15 protein-coding genes and 3 riboswitches are annotated in these 20,421 nt (G+C 46.6%); of the genes, 5 read left to right on the top strand and 10 right to left on the bottom strand.

Annotated elements, in window-relative coordinates:
- Nucleotides 1-154: 154 nt before the first annotated feature.
- The 4 genes from NV381_RS15260 (at nucleotide 155) to NV381_RS15245 (ending at nucleotide 3,543) form a co-directional block, all read left to right on the top strand.
- A complete protein-coding gene (locus NV381_RS15260) occupies nucleotides 155-1,111 on the top strand; it encodes a TIGR01212 family radical SAM protein (protein ID WP_258214152.1) in 957 nt (318 codons plus the stop codon).
- Nucleotides 1,112-1,240: 129 nt separating this feature from the next.
- Nucleotides 1,241-1,918, top strand: a complete 678-nt coding sequence (locus NV381_RS38210) for a cytochrome c (protein ID WP_308861900.1) — start codon at nucleotides 1,241-1,243, stop codon at nucleotides 1,916-1,918.
- A 24-nt stretch (nucleotides 1,919-1,942) separates the two neighbouring features.
- Nucleotides 1,943-2,527: a class I SAM-dependent methyltransferase gene (locus tag NV381_RS15250; protein WP_258214151.1), complete on the top strand. Its 585-nt coding sequence runs from the start codon at nucleotides 1,943-1,945 to the stop codon at nucleotides 2,525-2,527.
- 50 nt (nucleotides 2,528-2,577) lie between these two features.
- Nucleotides 2,578-3,543 carry a type I phosphomannose isomerase catalytic subunit gene (locus NV381_RS15245; protein WP_258214150.1) on the top strand — a complete coding sequence of 322 codons (966 nt, stop codon included), beginning with the start codon at nucleotides 2,578-2,580 and terminating at the stop codon, nucleotides 3,541-3,543.
- Nucleotides 3,544-3,656: 113 nt separating this feature from the next.
- Here NV381_RS15245 and NV381_RS15240 read toward each other — a convergent pair whose 3' ends face one another.
- From NV381_RS15240 to NV381_RS15205, 9 genes are all read right to left on the bottom strand, one after another.
- The gene (locus NV381_RS15240) at nucleotides 3,657-5,747 is read right to left on the bottom strand and encodes a hypothetical protein (protein ID WP_258214149.1); all 2,091 of its coding nucleotides are present in this window, start codon (nucleotides 5,745-5,747) and stop codon (nucleotides 3,657-3,659) included.
- Between the two features lie 768 nt (nucleotides 5,748-6,515).
- Entirely contained in the window at nucleotides 6,516-8,279 is a 1,764-nt protein-coding gene (locus NV381_RS15235; RefSeq protein WP_258214148.1) for a B12-binding domain-containing radical SAM protein, read from the bottom strand.
- 157 nt (nucleotides 8,280-8,436) lie between these two features.
- Complete coding sequence (locus tag NV381_RS15230; protein WP_258214147.1) at nucleotides 8,437-8,667, bottom strand: hypothetical protein; 231 nt, start codon at nucleotides 8,665-8,667, stop codon at nucleotides 8,437-8,439.
- A 203-nt stretch (nucleotides 8,668-8,870) separates the two neighbouring features.
- Nucleotides 8,871-11,219, bottom strand: a complete 2,349-nt coding sequence (locus NV381_RS15225; protein WP_258214146.1) for a universal stress protein — start codon at nucleotides 11,217-11,219, stop codon at nucleotides 8,871-8,873.
- 75 nt (nucleotides 11,220-11,294) lie between these two features.
- Nucleotides 11,295-11,912, bottom strand: a complete 618-nt coding sequence (kdpC, locus tag NV381_RS15220; RefSeq protein ID WP_258214145.1) for a potassium-transporting ATPase subunit KdpC — start codon at nucleotides 11,910-11,912, stop codon at nucleotides 11,295-11,297.
- 56 nt (nucleotides 11,913-11,968) lie between these two features.
- Entirely contained in the window at nucleotides 11,969-13,999 is a 2,031-nt protein-coding gene (gene kdpB, locus NV381_RS15215) for a potassium-transporting ATPase subunit KdpB (protein WP_258214144.1), read from the bottom strand.
- A gap of 28 nt (nucleotides 14,000-14,027) precedes the next feature.
- A complete protein-coding gene (gene kdpA / locus NV381_RS15210) occupies nucleotides 14,028-15,707 on the bottom strand; it encodes a potassium-transporting ATPase subunit KdpA (protein WP_258214143.1) in 1,680 nt (559 codons plus the stop codon).
- A gap of 38 nt (nucleotides 15,708-15,745) precedes the next feature.
- Nucleotides 15,746-15,823 carry a K(+)-transporting ATPase subunit F gene (gene kdpF / locus NV381_RS38470; RefSeq protein WP_379371498.1) on the bottom strand — a complete coding sequence of 26 codons (78 nt, stop codon included), beginning with the start codon at nucleotides 15,821-15,823 and terminating at the stop codon, nucleotides 15,746-15,748.
- A 147-nt stretch (nucleotides 15,824-15,970) separates the two neighbouring features.
- Nucleotides 15,971-16,378, bottom strand: a complete 408-nt coding sequence (locus NV381_RS15205) for a hypothetical protein (RefSeq protein ID WP_258214142.1) — start codon at nucleotides 16,376-16,378, stop codon at nucleotides 15,971-15,973.
- A gap of 232 nt (nucleotides 16,379-16,610) precedes the next feature.
- A riboswitch (cyclic di-AMP (ydaO/yuaA leader) is annotated at nucleotides 16,611-16,819 on the bottom strand.
- A 79-nt stretch (nucleotides 16,820-16,898) separates the two neighbouring features.
- Nucleotides 16,899-17,092: riboswitch (cyclic di-AMP (ydaO/yuaA leader) on the bottom strand.
- 331 nt (nucleotides 17,093-17,423) lie between these two features.
- A riboswitch (cyclic di-AMP (ydaO/yuaA leader) is annotated at nucleotides 17,424-17,597 on the top strand.
- Between the two features lie 109 nt (nucleotides 17,598-17,706).
- Between NV381_RS15205 and NV381_RS15200 the strand changes: the two genes are divergently transcribed.
- Nucleotides 17,707-18,168, top strand: a complete 462-nt coding sequence (locus tag NV381_RS15200; RefSeq protein ID WP_258214141.1) for a hypothetical protein — start codon at nucleotides 17,707-17,709, stop codon at nucleotides 18,166-18,168.
- 1,131 nt (nucleotides 18,169-19,299) lie between these two features.
- Here the strand turns inward: NV381_RS15200 and NV381_RS15195 are convergent.
- The gene (locus NV381_RS15195; protein ID WP_258214140.1) at nucleotides 19,300-20,400 is read right to left on the bottom strand and encodes an ABC transporter permease; all 1,101 of its coding nucleotides are present in this window, start codon (nucleotides 20,398-20,400) and stop codon (nucleotides 19,300-19,302) included.
- Between the last annotated feature and the right edge of the window lie 21 nt (nucleotides 20,401-20,421).

Here is a 20,421-nt window from a genome sequence, read left to right as displayed (position 1 = left end):
AAAGTTCGCACCCCCCATCATTTTGCGGTAAAATAAGATCATCTTGCAGATGATCCACTGTTAAAATTTCAACGTGCATATCTGCATAAGAAAAAAGCTCTAAAATCGAAGCCATCTTCGACAGAGCTGTTTCGACAAAAAGGAGCCTTATAATATGAAGCAAGCTGAGCCGCTCACAATTCCTTCCGATTGGGGAGACAAACGGTTTCATACATGGAATACTGAAATGCGCAAACAATTCGGCACCAAGGTTTTTAAGGTTATGCTGGATGCAGGCTTTACCTGCCCGAATCGGGACGGTTCTATCGCGGCCGGTGGATGTACATTCTGTAGTGCACGTGGGTCAGGCGATTTCGCAGGCAGCCGCCGCGACGATCTGGTTACCCAATTTAATAAAATCCGGGATTTGCAGCATAAAAAATGGCCGGAAGCGCAATATATCGGCTATTTCCAAGCTTATACGAACACCTACGCTCCTGTGGAGGAGCTGCGGGAATATTTTGAGGTTATTTTACAGCAGCCGGGAGTTGTTGGCTTGTCCATTGCTACACGTCCGGATTGTTTGCCTGACGATGTTGTAGAATATTTGGCTGAATTGAATGAACGCACTTATTTATGGGTAGAAATGGGCTTGCAAACCATTCATGAGTCAACCTCACAGCTGATTAACCGCGCTCACGATACCCAATGCTATGAGGATGCTGTAGCCAAGCTGAGAAAGCATAACATCCGTACATGCGCTCACATTATATATGGACTGCCCGGTGAAACCCACGAGATGATGCTTGACACAGGTCGGGCCGTAGCCCAAATGGACGTTCAAGGTATCAAAATCCATTTGCTGCACTTGATGCGCAAAACACCGATGGTCAAACAATATGAGGCTGGTTTGCTGCAGTTTTTGGAAAAGGATGAATATGTCAAGCTGGTCGTCGATACATTAGAGCTTCTGCCCTCCGACATGATTGTGCATCGCCTGACAGGGGATGCGCCGCGGGACTTATTAATAGGACCTATGTGGAGCTTGAAGAAATGGGAAGTACTCAATGCTTTCGATGATGAGCTGAAGCTTCGCGATACTTGGCAGGGGAAAAAATTCATTCGCAGCTAAAGCTTCAACTCTCCTTCATGCATGAAACAAACCGAATGGGCGAACCTTACGTTTCTTATAGTAAGGCCTACTATTCTATATAAAGAGTGATGCAAAATCGGGCACCTCTTGCATGAAGGAGCGATGTTTATGAATCGGAAATTACCCATTATCGCAGGAATGTTTGCACTTGCATTGCTTGCGGGCTGCGGCAGCGACAAGCCCGCGGCACACCCGGCCAGCCAGACGCCGGCTGCAGCAGCACCGCCAGCAGCGGCAGCGGACACGAAGCCGTCCGCAAGCGCCTCTGGCGGTAACGCCGCCGCACCGGCGGCAAGCGGCGCAGCCGCAGCGCCGAAGGCGCCAGAGGCGGCTAAGCCGGAGCCCGCGCCTGCGGCGAAGAATGAGGCGCCTGCCAAGGCAGAGGCGCCCAAGCCGACACCGGCACCGCCACAGGAGGCGCCGAAGGCAGCTGCACCGGCAGCTTCGCCAGCTCCAGCGCAAGCCCCTGCCGCCAAAGAGCCCGAAGCGGCGCCTGCACCTAAGGCTGAGGCGCCCGCTGCGGCTAAGCCGGAAGCAAAAGCGCCTACCGCAGCTGACTTGGCAGCTAAAGCAGAGCCATTATTCAAGGATAATTGCATGGCCTGTCACGGTGACCAGCTGCAGGGCGGAGCTGGACCGAACATTTCCAAAGTAGGGGAACGAAGAACAAAGGAAGAATTAATAGCCAAAATTCAAAATGGCGGTAAGGTCATGCCTTCTTTCAAGGATGCAATCAAACCCGAAGAAGTGGAAGCCTTGGCCGCCTGGCTTGCAACGAAAAAATAAGATTAGTTATGAATGGAGGCTACTATGGGTTTTCTGTCCATACTCAGCTACGCCCATAAGCTGATAGAAGAACGGGTTTCACCGGGAGAAACAGTAGTGGACGCTACAGCAGGCAATGGAGTGGATACATTGTTTCTTGCCAAGCTTGTTGGCGCCAAAGGCTCGGTTTATGCTTTTGACATACAGGAACAGGCACTTGAGAAAACCCAGCAGCGCTTAGCCAAAGAACGGCCGGACTATTCTCATGTCCGGCTTCTTTTATGCAGCCATGACCAGCTCAAGCATACGATTCCCGCTACTGAGCATGGGTCTATTGGTGCGGTGATGTTTAATCTGGGCTACTTGCCCGGCAATGATCATGAGACCATTACGTCTGAAGCATCTACAATCCCGGCCCTGCAGCAGGCTGCCCAATTACTGCGAAAGGGCGGTATTCTTACCATAGCTTTGTATACAGGTCATGAAGGTGGCGAGCAGGAAGCAGCAGCCGTTCGAGAATGGGCTGAGGGACTGCCCCAGCAGCAGTTTCAAGTGTTAGAATATCGATTCGTCAATCAGAAAAACCATCCTCCCTATTTGATAGCGGTAGAAAAACGATCTTTCGATTGATATAATTACTTGGTAGAGAGAATACTTTAATAGAAGAGGTGGAAACCATATTGAAACCGTACCCTTTGTTATTTCAACCAGAAATGAAAGAGCGAGTTTGGGGAGGACGTGCGTTAGAGCAATTCGGCCTGACGCTGCCTGAAGGCCACATCGGCGAAGGCTGGATGATTGGGGATCACCCGAACGGAACGACCAAAGTCGTTAATGGCGAGCTTGCAGGACTCGGTTTAGATCAAATACGCGAGCAGTATGGACAAGACTTTTTTGGAATCAAAGGTTTCTCTGAGAAGAACGGCCGCTTTCCGCTGCTCATCAAGCTGTTGGATTGCCAGGACGATCTATCTGTTCAAGTACATCCGAATGACCATTATGACAGATTGCCGCAAGGTGAGCTCGGCAAAACCGAAATGTGGTATATTCTTGACGCCAAACCAGGTGCCAAAATAATCTATGGGCTTAATGATGGAGTAACCCGCGAACAATTGGCTGAGGCTATTGCAGGTAACCGCATCCTGGATTGTCTCCAAGAAATTACCGTTGAAGCCGGGGACTCCTTCTACATACCAGCCGGAACGGTGCACGCATTAGGCGCAGGCGTGCTGGTTGCGGAAATTCAGCAAAACTCGGACAGCACTTACCGTTTATATGACTACAACCGATTAGGCTTGGACGGCAAACCACGGGAGCTGCACATTGAAGATTCCTTAAATGTTATTGCCTATGAAGGCTCCGGTGCTTCTCATATGAAAACAGAGCTTGTCTCAACGAATGAATGGCTGACCTTAGCTCACTCCCCATTTTTTGTAACCGAAAAAGGAAAAGTCGAGCAGGCTTGGCCGCTGCAAACAAGCAATGATAGCTTCGTCATTCATATTATTTGCGACGGCTCTGGTACCATACGTTGGGCTGATGGTGAACTGACAGTTAAACCGGGCGAATGCTACTTATTACCGGCCAACCTTGGCGATTATACACTCACCGGATCCATGACCGTACTTCGCAGTTATTTACCTTAAATTCATCATGCAATATTTATTGTTATAAAACGCCAAAAAAACAAGCCTTTGCCTTCATTCGGCGCAGGCTTGTTTTTTGCATTCTTTTGTTGTATTTTCAAAAAAAGCTTCGTTTACTCTGTTCCACGGGTTCTGCTATCCGTCCCAAACCAAAGAATATTTCTTTCGGAGCCGTAAGTCTTTACAATTTCAGACGATTTGGGCAATAAGTCGTTTGTATACGGCATCACCGTCTTTTGGGTGGGATCTGCTGCATACCAGCTCTTTTCCTTCGTGAGGAACACAATACGCCCATCTTTCTCCAGATGGAAGCCTGTGAAAGGAGCTTGCTTTAGCAGCTTCAGATCTGTTTGCCACTCACTGCTTTTGCCTGTTTTCACATCGTATATTTTCCAAACTTCGTTTCCATTCTCCTGCTGGTCAATTCGCAAATAAATCCCATTATTGCTGCCCGGAACCAGCTGTCTATATTCTGAATACCCGCCAGTCCGCTCCACACCATCAACCTTACTCTTTTTACCTGTCGCGGTATCCATGATATATGCTTCCGGATAAGCTTGCGGCCAAAGTGAATTTATAGTAGTAAAATACAGTTTGCTCTTGCCAATAAACTGAATCCAAGCAGAGCAAGGGCCTTCATAGCATGTATAACGGCTTATATCCTTGAAGGTTTTGCCGGGTTTTGTTTCTTGCGACGAGGCAAACCATTGTACGCCGACAGAAATTTCGGCTTCCTCATTGAATGCTCCCGCTCCTATTGCGATTTCCCCGCTATAAGGATCAACTGCAATAGCTACAATCCGCTGCTGGTTAGATTTATCGTCCGCCGCATCCGGTACCTTCCAAAACAATCTTTCTTCGCGAGTAGAAGCATTATACAACCATACCTCTTGACGCTTCATCGTATGCTTCATATAAATCAGAGTATGGCCATCCATTAACCATTGAGGATAACCAACTTCTGCATAATCAAAAGAACGTATGATTTGACCTTGATGGTCCACCAATGTATAAACTAACTCTGCATACATCTGATTTTCAACATATTCCCCCATCAATCCCCACTGCCCGTCGGGAGAAACCGATAAGGTATCAAAGTTGTTTAATCCGCTAAACAAACTAGCTGTATGCTGAGTCGACAGATCTGCTGCTTTCACTTCGACCCTTGAGACCGGAATGAACATCATGTGCTCGTTCTGTTTAAGCTCAAGCCCCTGCATGCTGCGTGCGCCAGCCATACTAAAAAAATAAGTTTGGCCTATGTTGCTTTCTGCAAACTCAATGGTCAGCTTAAGAGAACGATTCCCTTTCCATTCCAGTGTCCTTTTTACATTAGCAAGCTGCTTGCCTAAAACTTCTTCTACCGAGCCGCGATCCATGTCTGCCGAAAAGTCCGCTTGCAGCTGATAAGGTACTGCCGCATCCATTCTTCTAGGCATGCTGACTCCTTCCGGGAACGATACCCTAAACGCTTTCTCCAATCCTGAATCCTGCTCGGAATGCACCTTATAGGATAGTTTTTCTATATAATGCAGCTCAATAATTTTGCTCCTTTTGCCGTCTTTTGATGTAAACTTTACTTGTAATGGTTGCTTGGGAGCATCCTTGAGATGAATGACAACCTGCTGATCCTCGTCTCCTCTTGAGTTCTGCCCTTCCACTGTAAAAGCTACCGGTTCCCCTGAAGCTGTAAGTACTTTGACACCTCTGCGTAATGCCTCATAATCCTCCTGACTCTTAGAAGACATATCCGGGATGGTCAGTGATACAAAGATATTCGCTTCAGGGTCGCTATAGAAAATTTTGTCTTGGGGCTTGTAATCCCAATAGGAGTCACTATCGCCGATTCTTAAATAGTTCAGCTTATCCCTCTCAATCAACGAATAAAGCTCGTCTTCCGCTGAGTCTACTCCAGCTAATGCCTCCGAGCTCTGCTCCGGACTATCGATTGCAGCTTCCGGTCCCCCCGCCGTTTCTGCAATCGGTTCTGCTTCACCAGCCGCCGGCTGCTTCAGAGCATCCGTACCAGCAGTACCTTCAGCCACTTGGAGCGGCTGCTCCTTCTGCTCAAGCTTTCCAAGCTCAGAATGATTACCGCTGCTATTCATCGGAAACAGGATCCATATACCAAATGCCAAAAAAAGAACAGCAAGCCCTGCCGTAAGTGCCACTGTACCTTTATTTTTGTGCTTCAACCATCCCATAGCCGCGCACCGCCTCATTTTTTTCAATTACCTTCATAGACGCTATATACCCCCATTTTGTTCCTCTCAATCGCCTTATTTTCCACAAATAGGATGATTATTCCAAAAGAAGCTTTAGCTACTAGGGGCGGCGCTAATTATCTTTTTATGACTGCTGATGCTTTTTGATGGTGCTTAAGTGATGTTGCTTAAGTGATGGCGTGAAAACGGATATTCAAAGGCTGCTTTCATTTTAGAGGGGATTAGAGTTTTCGGACGGCTGCCGAAAGAAGGATAATAGAAGGAAATCCTCATGTTAATTCAGCCAGGATTTCGTTTGAAATCAATCTACCTGGAAAAACTCCTGCTAATATAGGTGGTATTGGTGATATCAGCCAAAATCCTTAGAATTAGCATGAGAAATTCCAGCTATAGGGCCTAGAATGCTATTTTTCAGCTCAACTAACCTGACAATTTCCTGATAATTGTGGAGTTGGCCATATAATGCCGTAACCTAACCCCCGCGCGCGAATCCCGGGTTCGCGTTACGGCATAACATGGCGGTCGGTCGAACCCCCGAACCCCGATACCCGAGATTGGCATGCGTTGGAATGTGACCTATTTTCTACATTCGCTAAAGAACACCTAAGAAAGGGCTGTTGGGAAAGGGTAAACCCTTCTCGGTGAATCCCATAAAATGTGCAAAAAAACCTTCAAATCACACTATCAAAGTGGATTTGAAGGTTCTTTTTAACCATATATTCAATAAGGCAGTGTAGCACTGATTATCTATGTTGCTGCCTTTGCTGTCAGGTCCAGTGTAAAATGCTTCGCACGCGAGGCCGCATCCGGAGGGAAATATACGACTAGCAGCTGTTCAGTACCGCTGACCATCTCCCTGCTTTCTAAATAGCGATCCAGCTCGAAGGGGAGCACTTCCAGCATAACATGCTTATGCAGATCCTTCTCGCTGATTCTCAATTCCGCGAAAGCATCCGACAACGCTCCAGGACTTTCGGTCAGCATTCGGAAATATTCAGACTGTCTTGCTTTGTCCAAAGTGAACTCCCACCAAATTTTACGCGGCTTGTACTTATGGTTTAAGAAATAGTCGAGCTTCATCAAGCCCTCGATTATATCCAGCCTCTGCGTGCCCCGGTCTATCAAGAAGGAGCGTAAACGCGTAAATAAATCCTCAAGCTGATGGCCGATTTTTTGCCAGCCTCTCGTTTCCCAGTAATCGCCAAACTGTTGGAAAAAATCAAATGCCGACGGAAACTCCTCGCGGATCAAATAGCTCACGGTATGATCCAGCCGATGCGCATTCCAGTATTTCTCCAGCACATCCTCAACTCGCTTAATCCGTACCAAATCGGAAAACGGCAGGATATCGTTGCCTAGAATTTCATACGGAGCATGATCCATATACTTGTATCCGTACTTCTCAGCGTCGGCTCGCATGCCTGTACCACGGAGCATTTTCAGAAAGCCCAGCTGAAGCTCCTCAGGTCCCAATTCGAAAACATCATTGAAGGTTTTGCGGAATGAGTCGTAATCCTCTTCAGGCAAGCCTGCGATCAAATCCAGATGCTGGTCGATCTTGCCGCTTTCCTTGACCATCGTTACCGTACGTGTGAGCTTGGAGAAATTTTGCCTGCGTTTGACAAGGTAATTCGTCTCGTCATTCGTTGACTGCACGCCAATTTCAAAGCGGAACACGCCCGGCGGCGCTTCCGCAGCCAAGTAGTCCAATACCTCGGGTCGCATAATGTCTGCAGTAATTTCGAATTGGAACACGCAGCCCCGGTGATTTTGGATTAGAAACTCAAAAATTTCCATCGCATAATCACGCTTAATATTAAAGGTCCGATCAACAAACTTAATAAGCTTGGCACCCGAATCAATCAAATACAACAGGTCGCTCTTGGTCCGCTCCATATCAAAATACCGTACACCCACCTCTATAGATGATAGGCAAAACTGGCAGCTGAATGGACAACCACGGCTCGTTTCAAAATATACAACACGGTTAGCCAAGCTAGGGATATCTTCAGGAAAACGGTGCGGAGAAGGAATATCATCAAGCTTAAGCTTCGGACGCGGAGGGTTAATAATAACTCGGTCTTCCTTGCGGTATGCCGTGCCAAACACGCTATACAACGCGCGATCCCCGCTCAGCTCCTTCAACAAATGGTGGAACGTTTCCTCGCCCTCGCCTACAACGATGTAGTCGACCTCAGGTATTCTCTTCATCCAATATTCCGTATCGTAAGATACCTCGGGCCCGCCGAGAACGATAATAAGCTGTGGGTTGATCTTTTTGAGCATATTAATTACGGTAATTGTCTCTTCAATATTCCATATATAACAAGAAAACCCGATGACATCAGGCTGTTTCAAAAACAGATCCGATACAATGTTCATGGCCGGGTCCTTGATTGTATACTCCGTTATGTCTATGTCGAAATCATCGCCGCAAAACGACTTCAAATAGCGGAGCGCGAGCGATGTATGGATAAACTTGGCGTTCAATGTAGATAAAACTACTTTCATGTATAGTACCTCTTTTACTTACAGTCTCTTTAGTATCCTTATTTTACACGGAAAAGAGAGCGAACACAAAATTACTTTTTGCCAAGCCTCTATACCTTCTTCTATTCGACAAAAAAAAGAAAATGGAACACCTTCTCAGGTTCATCCCATTTTCTCGCTACAACCATGATAAATTTTCTTGCGGTACTACGGCTTCCGGTGTCATTGCGCCAAGCATAAACTCGTCACTGCCTTCTTCTGCCCACCGGTTTGTTTGTGTTAACAGCTGCTCTTCAACCATTTCCTTTTGTGATACCAGATGCTCCGTATTGCCTCCTCCGGTTTGTTCGATAGAATGCTTCAATTGCTCTCGCTGCTCCATACGTTTGGCCATTTGATATAAAATCATGATTTATTTCCTCTTTTCCGTTATTGTTTGAACATTGTAATCTTACCCTGTGAATATGAAGCCAAGATTAACGGAGCATAAACCTTTTGTTAAATATTAAATACTATCAGTAGCATTCCCTATAATGATGAAATATATGTAAAACGATGACGCATTATGCTAAAAAAATAAAAGCATCCCGAGGATGCTTCCACTCTCAACAGCTATTTATCTTGAACTACCGCATTTAATGGATCATAATCAGCAACCACAAGCACATCCATATGCCGTGCACTACGGAGCAGCCTTTTCACAATAGAGCCCTTCCATAGTTCTTTCCATATCGATAATTTCGATTGTCCCAAAATAATTTGAGTTGCTTTGAACTCATTCGCTCTTTTTACCAAAACATCGGATGTAGAATGACGGCGGTCTGACTTGATTATTTCAAAGGTTCCTCCGAGCCGGGTGGTCAATCGATTGATCACTTCCAGCCTTTGTGTCATTTCATCTGTCAAGGTTACATGCTCCAGCTGTACATAGGTGACATGCCATGCCGCTTTAAGCCTGTGCGCAATCCTGAAGCCTCTGCGAATCAACCGTTCCGCATGAGGCTCCGCATCCACGCAGACGAAGATGACCTCCTTCCTTCTCCACGGTCCCCGCAGCGAGCCTCTTCGTTCCCATGACTCCAAACGCTCATCCACATCATCGGCTATTTCCCTTAGCGCCAGCTCCCGCAATGCGATCAGGTTACCGGTTTTGAAGAAATGGTTCAAAGCCTGATTCACTTTATCCATCGCGTAAATTTTGCCTTCCCTCATCCGCTGCTGCAATGATCCAGGCGCCACATCAATCAGCTGTACTTCATCGGCCAGCCTCAGTATATGGTCAGGTACGGTTTCCCTTACCCGCACTCCCGTGATTTGCTCTACGGAATCATTCAAGCTTTCCAGATGCTGAACGTTCACTGTAGAAATAACCGAGATGCCGGCGGCCAGAATGTCCAATACATCCTCGTATCTTTTTTTATTTTTGCTGCCGGGTATATTCGTATGCGCCAGCTCATCCACCAGCACAACATCCGGATTGCGGCGTATAATTTCATCCGTATCCATTTCTTCCAACCGGGTACCTCTATAGTCAACTATCATGCGGGGAATCAGTTCAAGCTCTCCCACCTGCAGCTGCGTTTCTGCCCGCCCATGCGTTTCCAGCAGCCCAACAAGCACATTGAGTTTTTTTAGAAGCAGATCATTGCCTTCCCGCAGCATTTTATACGTTTTCCCAACGCCAGGTGCGGCGCCTATATATACTTTAAATTGCCCTCTCTTCATCCGTTGAATTTTCCGCTCCACCTCTTGAGAGCTTAACCGGCGGAACCATTCCGCTTCTTCCTTCGGTTTGGACAGCTTGGCTGGTAATATTCGTTCTCCTTCATGCTCTGCACGGTCAGCCACAACAAAGATATCGATGTTTCTCGTTTTTTTCAAAATATCGTGGACAATCGAGCCCTGCCAAAATTCCTGCCATCCCGTCTGCTTGGAATGACCGAGAACAATTCGGGTTACATTATTAGTCAGAGCATAATTAACTAAAATACCCGGTAATGCTCTGCGTGAGCATAGAGGCAGCTCCTCGAACTGTGCCCCTACCTTCTCTACCAGCTTAATTATTGACCGTTTAAAGGTTGCCGCATCCTTCGAGAGATCATTCTTCAGGTTTACAAAAGTAACGACAAGCAAGTCACCGTTCAGCCTCTTGGCGATTTGCTGGCCTCTGCGTACATAGATCGAACCGTTCCAATGATACTGGACGGAAACGAGAATCCGTTCCGTTGCACCTGACGGGCCTATTAGCCCAATCTCCTCCCTATGTTTCTCCAATGACTCATTTACGCCTTCCGCCATTAAACGCAGCGATAGTTCCCGAAGAACCGCAAGATTACCTTGCTTAAACAAACGGCTGCCTTGACCTTGATCGATACGCAAATGCCCATCGGCCACCCGGCTCAACAACGCTTCCGGTGTGGCATCAATCAGCACTACCTCATCGGCCAGCTCCAACGTATCGGCGGGAACCGTCTCCTTAACCTCGATGCCGGTCAGCTTCCTGGCTAATTCCTTGACGCCTTCCAGCTCATACACATTCACCGTTGTTATGACGCTGATTCCATGGCTAAGCAGGAAGCGAATATCCTCCAGCCGGGTCGGAAATTTTGCACCTTTGCGATTTTGGTGCGCCAGCCCGTCGACCAGCACAACTTCGGGATTACGCACTATCAGAGCGTCCAGGTTCAAGTCTTTCTTTTCCTCTTGCTCCTTCATCCAGTGAATACTTGGAACTCGCTCCAAATCGCCGATCTGTTCCACCGTTTCCGGACGCTGCATCGTTGACACAGCACAGATCACGACATCAATGCCTTGCTGCTTCAAGCTCTGTCCCTCGCGCAGCATATGATAAGTTTTACCCGATCCGCTCACAGCGCCGATATAAACCTTCAGCCGTCCCTTATGCAGCTTGGAGATAGACAGCAGGATTTCTTCCGGCGTCTTGCGTTTAAAATTGTCCATGCAGCCGCTCCTTCCTCATGCTATAAAAGAAAAGCGCACAGACCACCCTAAGTTACCGGGTGGTCATCTCGCAGCTTATTTGGTTGCTTGGATGCCTAAGCCTTGCAAAGCCAGATTGAGCTTTAGAACATTCACGCGCGGCTCACCGAACAAGCCGAGATCGCGTCCTTCCGTATTTGCGTCAACCAGCGTATTCAGCTGAGCTGTCGGCAATCCGGTCAGCTTGCTGATCCGCGGCACCTGCGCTTTAGCGGATTCGGGACTGATATGTGGATCCAGCCCTGAGCCCGAGTTGGTAATCAGGCCAATCGGGAGCTTGCTTATGGGAACATCAGGATTGTTCGCCTTCCATGACTCAATGGATTCCTGTGTGCGCTTCAGCATATCCGGATTGGAAGGAGCATAGTTATTAGTCCCGGAAGCTTCCGCTTTATAATCGATACTCGATACCCTTCCCTCGAAAAACTTCGGATCGGTAACCTTTTGCCCGATCAGCTCCGAACCGACGATTTCTCCCTTACTATTGTAAATCATGCTGCCGTTGGCCTTTCCCGGCATGAGCACTTGAGCAATACCTGTGCATACCAGCGGGTATACAATGCCGCATAAAACGATAAACACTAGACTCGCGCGAATGGCGATTCCCAGAGACAACCTGGCCGTTTCAGTTCCTGCCTGTGCCGATTTATTCATCCTTTTCCAACCTCTTTTCTCTATACTAAAAGCTCATCTGAGCATTCCAACGTATGTTAGATCCAAACGTGAACGATAAGGTCAATCAGTTTAATGCCTACAAAAGGAACGACGATGCCTCCGAGACCATAAATTAGAATATTTCGCTGCAGCAGCTTCGTAGAGCTCATTGGCTTATAAGCTACGCCCCTCATGGCCAGCGGAATCAGCAGCGGAATAATAATGGCGTTAAAAATTAATGCCGATAAAATCGCCGACATCGGAGAACCCAGTCTCATGAGGTTCAGCGCCTCCATCTGAGGAATCGCCAATGTAAACATGGCGGGAATGATTGCAAAATATTTCGCCACATCGTTGGCAATACTGAAGGTTGTTAAAGCTCCGCGAGTCATAAGCAGCTGCTTGCCAATGGCAACGACCTCGATAATCTTCGATGGATCGGAATCCAGATCGACCATGTTCGCCGCTTCTTTAGCCGCTATTGTGCCGCTGTTCATTGCTAGCCCTACGTCTGCCTGGGCCAGCGCAGGAGCATCGTTGGTTCCGTCTCCTGTCATCGCAACCAGCTTTCCTTCCGCCTGCTCTCTGCGGATAACCGCGATTTTATCCTCCGGCTTGCTCTCGGCAATAAAATCATCCACACCCGCTTCACGAGCAATGGTTGCCGCCGTTAATGGATTATCGCCTGTGCACATAATCGTTTTGATACCCATTCTGCGAAGCTGCTCGAACCGCTCTTTCATACCGGGCTTCACAGTATCCTTCAAATAGATCAAGCCGAATATTTGATTATCTACAGCCACTGCAAGAGGTGTGCCGCCTTCTGAGGCGATCGCATTACTTTTGACATCCAAATCCCTTGGAACCGCACCTCCGGAGGCTTCCACCCATTTCTTCACCGCATCGACGGCACCTTTACGCACCTTGCGCCCATCTGTGAGATCAATCCCGCTCATTCGCGTTTCAGCCTTGAATTCAATAAATTCTCCGCCAGCCGCAAGTCCTTCGTTATAAGTCAAGCCTTGCTTCTTCATTAACTCCAGCACGGATCGCCCTTCCGGTGTCTCATCCTTCATGGAGCTGATTGCCGCCCATTCACCCAGTATTCTGGCATTGTCGGAGCCGACTGGAATGAACTCACTAGCCATCCGGTTACCAAAGGTGATGGTCCCGGTTTTGTCGAGAATCATCGTATTAATATCTCCTGCGGCTTCCACCGCTTTACCTGACATGGCGAGAACATTAAATTGGGTTACCCGATCCATACCAGCTATTCCTATAGCGGACAGCAAGCCACCGATCGTTGTAGGAATCAAGCAGACCAGCAAAGAAATCAATACCGGTATTTGCAATTCAATTTCCAAAAATTTAGCAATAGGAGCCAAAGTAACGACAACGATCAGGAAAATCAGCGTCAAGCTCGAAAGCAAAGTGTTCAAGGCAATTTCATTCGGCGTTTTTTGCCGTTTGGCCCCTTCAACCAGAGCGATCATCCGGTCGATAAACGATTCTCCCGGATCGCTCGTAATTCGAACCTTAATCTTGTCGCTGACTACTCGCGTACCACCGGTTACAGAGCTGAAGTCACCGCCAGCTTCTTTAATAACAGGGGCAGACTCACCTGTTATTGCAGACTCATCGACAGATGCAAGACCCTCAATCACTTCACCGTCACCCGGGATCATTTCACCTTGTGCGACTACTACGATGTCACCTTTACGAAGCTCCGTTGACGGAACTTCCTTCAAGCCCCCGTTAACTACTTTTATAGCGGTAATCTCTTGCTTCGATCTTTTCAACGAGTCAGCCTGCGCCTTCCCCCGCCCTTCTGCCAGAGCTTCCGCAAAGTTAGCGAACAGCACGGTGAAAAGCAGGATCACAAATACGGTAAGGTTAAAGCCTATGCTATCCTCCGTACCAAAATATCCAGGCAAAATGGTCATCAATAAAACAATGAGCGTACCTACTTCAACCACAAACATCACCGGATTTTTCATCATCGTGACCGGGTTCAGCTTCACAAAGCTATCTTTAACGGCATTTGCAACAATATCACCGGATAATAATTTTCGTCTATTCGTATTCATTTGTAGTTATCCACCTCTTCCATTTCCATTAACGGATCGTCAAATACTCTGCGATCGGCCCGAGCACAATACCAGGCAAAAACGTCAAAGCCCCTATAATCAATACAGTTCCTACGAGAATTCCGGCAAATAAGCGGTTATCGGTACGGAAAGTCCCGATGGTCTCAGGAACCCATTGCTTGCGCAGCAGGGAACCGGCCACGGCCAGCATTGCTACCATGGAAACGTAGCGGCCAAACAGCATAACAAGCCCCGTTGAAATATTCCAAAACGGAGTATTGTCTCCAAGTCCCTCGAAGCCCGATCCGTTATTGGCGGCTGAAGATGTGTACTCGTACAGCACTTGCGAAATTCCATGAAAGGACGGATTAGTAATCCCTGCTTTCCCTAACTCAGTAACGAGTGCTATAGCCGTTGGAGCCAGAATGATCAGCGGATGCGCTAGAATCGCAATCGCAATCAGCTTCATCTCGCGCGCTTCTATCTTCCGGCCCAGAAACTCCGGTGTTCGGCCGACCATCAGCCCTGCAAGGAAGACCGCCAAAATAGCATACATCAGCATATTAACCAATCCTACGCCTTTACCGCCAAATACACAGTTCAGCATCATTAAGGCTAATGGAGTGATGCCTCCAAGCGGCGTCAGCGTATCATGCATATTGTTTACACTGCCGGTGGTAGCCGCTGTGGTTACCGTTGTAAACAATGCCGATTGGGCGATTCCAAAGCGTGTTTCTTTCCCTTCCATGCTGCCTTGAGAAGCGTCGATACCCAGCTTATTGAGTACCGGATTTCCACTGGATTCCGCTGCATACGATAGAGAGAGGAACATGACAAACAAAATCATCATGGCCGAGAAAATAACCCAGCCTTGCTTGCGATTTTTGGCGAACAAGCCAAACGTATAAGGAAGTGCGGCAGACAATACCCACATCGACAAAATTTCAATGACGTTGGTTAACGGGTTCGGATTTTCAAACGGATGGGCTGAGTTGACTCCGAAAAAACCACCGCCATTTGTCCCTAAATGCTTGATAGATTCCAGTGAGGCAACCGGTCCTATGGCGATTTGCTGCCCCGTTCCCTCGAGTCCTGTTGCCGTTATAGTAGGCTGCAGTGTCTGCGGCACCTGCAAAGCCACAAGAAGCAGGGTAACCACAAAGGCAAGCGGGAAAAATACACGAACATGAGCCTTCACAAAATCCTCGAAGAAGTTACCGATGGTTTCTCCTTTACTGGTAATCCCTCTAATAAAAGCTATCGCAACTGAAAAGCCTGTCGCTGCCGAGGTGAACATCATCATCATAATGACCGCCATTTGCGAGAAATAGGACAACCCGGACTCTCCGCTGTAATGCTGCAGGTTCGTATTGGTCATGAAACTGATGACCGTATTGAAGGTCAGCGTCTCTTCCATATTGTCAATTCCGTTAGGATTTAAAGGCAGATACTTTTGCATTCTCAATATCAAATAGCTGACAGCAACGAGCACAATATTAGTAATGATAAAACTGAGCGCATACGTTTTCCAGGTCATGCCTTTTCGTTCCTTCAAGCCAATCAGTGAAAATATAGGTTTTTCTATAAAAGAGAACCATTTGTCCGTCCGGTTAGCTTCATTCGAAAATACGTGATACAAGTAGGTCCCCACCGGCTTAACCAGCAGCGCCAGAATCACAATGACAACGGCAATTTGTAAAATGCCCATAGTTTATTACTTCCCTTCCTAAGCCTATCTGTTTTTTCTCAAAATTTTTCCGGATTAATCAGCGCGTAGGCCAAGTAAACAAAAATAAATACAGTAAATATCACGACGACTATCATTTATGGTCGCCTCCCGATTCCTGGATCACTCTTCCGCACCAGGACAGAAATCCTGTGAACAGCGCATAGGTCACTACTAGCATTAAAACCATGTAGAGATCCAACATGTATATTCCCTCCATTAATATCATTAAGATTGCTGACTATTTATCCGACATGCGTCTGAACCAGGAAAGAAACATCCTCACTGGTCGTATGAATCACATAAGTGGCGCCGAGCCCTTTATAAATAAGACGCGGGTTACTCGTGTGCGTAATCACATAAATAGGCTTTACCGTCCAGCTGCGGCATATTTGAATATAACGGCAGCATAAGTTCATGCTCTGTTCAAATAGAAATATTTTCCCGATAGGTAGTTCTGGAATTTTCCATTTGGCTTGTTCAATAGTATCTATCAAAATGATATTTTTTACACCCAGACCATCCAGCCGCTGTTTTTCCCCTTTATTGTTAGCAATGGCGGCGAATGGCAATCCTTGCCGGATCAATTGGCATATGAATCCTTCACCGGTCTTGTTAGGCGCAGATACCAAAATAAATTGTTGCTGTTCCATTTCGATTTTCCTCCTTTTTTCCCCGAAAAGAAGGCAACCAACTATCCCCCAAAAGTGACACGAACCTCTATAGTGAATTCCGATTACTTATGGGGGAGCCCCCAATTATCTGCAGAAATTTGCTTCGCTTCATTCCTTAAGCGCAACAAAAAGAAGCCTGCGAAAAGAGGTGAACTCTTCTCGCGGCTTCCTAAGGCACAGAAAATTAAACCGTGTCTTACCCACGACAATCGTTGCCTCTCTCGATACGCTTACGAGGTTAGCTGTCGGATTCGGGCGTGAGAGTCGCCCTACCTGCAGGTATACTTCCAGCATACCTAACAGGATTCACCCCATGAAGCTTGCCCGATACTTGTGTCTGACTTACAGACTAATGAAGTATCTTGCGCTCCTTTGGTTCCCCCGTTCCTTTTCCATTCAAGGACTCAGCGATAAAGATGCATGTTCATTTTAATTATGAAATAGTGGTCCTAAAGCTGTTTGCTTTCAACTTTCTATACAAACCGGTTCACGCTTAAAAGTTCTTACTATCCAACGCCTACGAGGTTAGCTGACGGATTCGGATGGTGAGAGTCACCCTACCTGGATGCAAACTTGAGTGCATCTTCAGGATTCACCCCAAACGACTTGAAATACGGCTCTCACACCGTATTGGCATCGTTTTGTTGGTTCCCCCGTTTCCCCTGTAATTAGGAAATTAAGCGGTTAGAATTGGAAACTTTGTTGTAAATCATGAGTCGTATCATACTCCTGTAGCTTAGCACTGTAAATAAAGCATGACTTTCATATGCGTCTATAACGGATAGCTAGAACCTCTTAATAAGGTTCATTCTTCAATTTACTGCATCTACCTCACTCTATCTCCATTTTTAAAGGAATTCTCAAAAAACATAGCATAACCTAGCATTAGGGTAGATAATAAACGTTAACCTCAGTTGAATTCGCTTACATCTGCTTATATAGCAAAAATACCTAAAATAACCTCCTGATTGGCGGTTTACAATATGCTCCAGTCAGCGTATGATACGTTTCAATAACTACATAATTTATTTTCACGCTTAATTCCCGCATAGGGAAACGGGGGACCCACTTGAAGCCATCTTAGTATAGATGGTTCACGGGGTGAATCCTTACAGGTATGCCGACGCATATCTGCTGGTAGGGCGCTCTCAAGCCCGAATCCGACAGCTAACCTCGTAAGCGAATTGAGAGAGAACCAGCGATCGTGCTATTCCTAGCCAGCTTGTCAGGAAGCCCGTGAGTAGAGATTCTCTGCTCTCCGGGCTTTTTTTTGTTGTCCAAAACAAATAACAAGGAGTGTATTCATTATGTTAAAGCTTGCTGACCCTCTGGATTCTCCATCCGACCGAACCCTGGAAGGCTTTAAAATTGGTTCCATGGAAATTTATCAATTTGATTGTCTTCTATTAAAAAGACGAATTCCGCAAGTCACAAACGAATGCGCATGCGGCTTGCTAAAAATATCGAGCAATGGAATCAACGGCTGGGAGGAATGCATCCTGCCTTCCTACGGGAGAAAATTCGATCTGATCCCATGGGCTTCTGTGTTCATTAAGTTAAAAGGACTTTCCGTACTTGAAGCCATGGCCTTCATCCAAAACAAACAGGAAGCATGGGGACAAGACCGCTGCTCGTTGGCCCATTCCGCTCTGCAGGATCTCATTAATCAACTTCAACAAACGGATATAGCCCCTCCGCAAAAGGAAAACGGTATTGTACTGGAACGTTCCTACTTGATTGATCAATCGCGATCCTATTTTTCCTTTTAAGCAAAATAACCTATTAATAGTAAGGGAAGGGATCATTCCATGAGTATTTTATATTTCATTGTAGTTTTCATTTTATTATGCCAGTGGATTTATTGGTTGATTTCACGTTACCCCGAAATACGCAAAATGCGGTGTGAAAAAAAGCGGATATATCGGCTAGGTGCCTTGTCTTTATTTATAGTTTCCTTGATCTTAAGCTACGTCCTTGCACAAGCGGCGGCTGTAATACCCGTTTCCCAAATGACATCATTAACCTTCATTACGACTTTGTTTATCGGACTAGTTTGCATCCTTTGCCTTAGAGTCTACATAATGAACAGCAGACAAGTATTCCGGTCAACCTGCTACTCAGGCATGTTTTTCTCGTTCTTTCTAATAGCTATGGAGCTATTTTGTTTTATTATGCTGTTGTAAGGGTGTTCTCCAATGCATTGCAAAAAAGGGGCTGTCCCAAAAGGGTATCAGTGAATGAATCAGCCCAAACTATGTACAAAGACGCCTCCAAAACCACCATGTAAGCGGAAATGGAAGCGTCTTTTTTGTAGGGAAATTCCCATCAGAGTGGGGGTTCGAAAATCGAAAAATGAGTCCGGCCGCTTTTTGGATGTTACTTAAGTGATGGGGCGGCTGCTTTCAACCTAGAGGAGACCATGATTTGTCGGGGCCGCTGTGGAAGGAAAGAAAATAGATGGAAATTGTAACGCTAATCCAGCGTGGATATCGCCTGAAATCAATCTAACTGGAAAAACTAACTCTAATAGAGGTGAAATGGTGGATATCAGCCAAAATACGTAGAATTAGCATGAGGAATTCCAGCTATAAGACTTGGAACGCTATTTTCGGAGTAACTAACTTGACATTTTCCTGATAATTGCACGGAGTGCGCCAGACTGCCATGCAATGCCGTAACCGAACCACGAGCCACGAACCCGATACCAGCGATGAGTACGCGCTGGAAGGCGACCTCATCTTATTCATCACTAAGAATACACAAGAATATGCAAAAAAGCCTTCAACTATTAAAGTGGAATTGAGGGCTCTTTTGCAACCATCTATTCAGGATAAAATGGTGGAGGGGTTGTTTCAAAATGACTTTTGGGACAGCTCCACCTGGCAGTATAGTCGTGCTAGCTACTCCCACTTGAAGGTCAAGCTTGCTGCAATAAATGCAAGCACTAACCAACCGCCCAGGAATGCTGCCTCCACCCATAAGCCTGACATTGCAGTCCCTACATTCATGACCTGACGTAATGCAACAGTAAGATGGGATATCGGTATTAGCTTTACAGCTCCTTGTAAAAATTCCGGCATATTTTTGATAGGGAAAAATACACCTCCGACAAACAGCATCGGGAAGGAAATGAACCCGGCAATCGGTCCTGCGCTCTCCGGAGTTTTGGCAATTCCCGCCACAATGAACCCTGTAGCCATGAAAGCAAGTGTGCCTAGAACGACGAAAAACAGTAAAGTCAGCCAAGATCCGTTCACTTGGGTACCGAAGAACAAATACGCCACTAGCAGAACAATAACCGATTGAATTCCGTTTAGAACGAGCCTGGCTGTAATTTGCGCCGCGATGAACGTAGATGCTCGCAAGGTTGTGCTTTGCATACGACGAAGCACCCCTCTCTCCCTCCAAGATGCGATTTGGCCGGCAACCCCGTTCAAGTTATTGGACATAATCATCATAGCCAAGATGCCTGGCACCAGGAAGTCAATATAACGCAATTTCAAAGATTGCACGCCCTCTGATTTCAAGCTAAGAACAGGAGTATAATTCACGCTCTGCTTAGACACCGAATCGATGATCTGGTTTAGAGCTACTTTGGCCAGCTCCGATACGGACAAGTTCGTTTCATCGTAGTACATTTTTAGCTCAGCTGGCGCACCCGACTTAATTCCACTTTGAATCGTTTGACCGGTCCCCTTAGGAATGATCAGAACGAATTGCGTGTCTCCCTGCTTTAGCTGTGCAAGTGCTTGCTCCGCATCTTGGGATTCAGTCGCTTTTACAATCGCACTACTTTTCATTAAGCCGCTAATGGTTTGGGATTGAGTCGTTTGGTCTTGATCGATAACAACTCCCTCCAGAGAAACAGAATTTCCGTTTCCAAGAAATGAGCCCAGCATGACCATAAAAAAGACCGGAAACAGCAGTGTCCAGAATAAAACTTGCCGGTTCCTTATAAAAATTCTAAGTTGGGCCAACGTTAATTGTACATATGCATTCATTCGGCTCGGCCGCCTCCTTTT

The sequence above is a fragment of the Paenibacillus radicis (ex Xue et al. 2023) genome, assembly GCF_024722015.1.
GTDB lineage: Bacteria > Bacillota > Bacilli > Paenibacillales > NBRC-103111 > Paenibacillus_S.
Note: the sequence above shows the minus strand (reverse complement) of the source record. Positions and strands in the feature narration are given on the sequence as shown.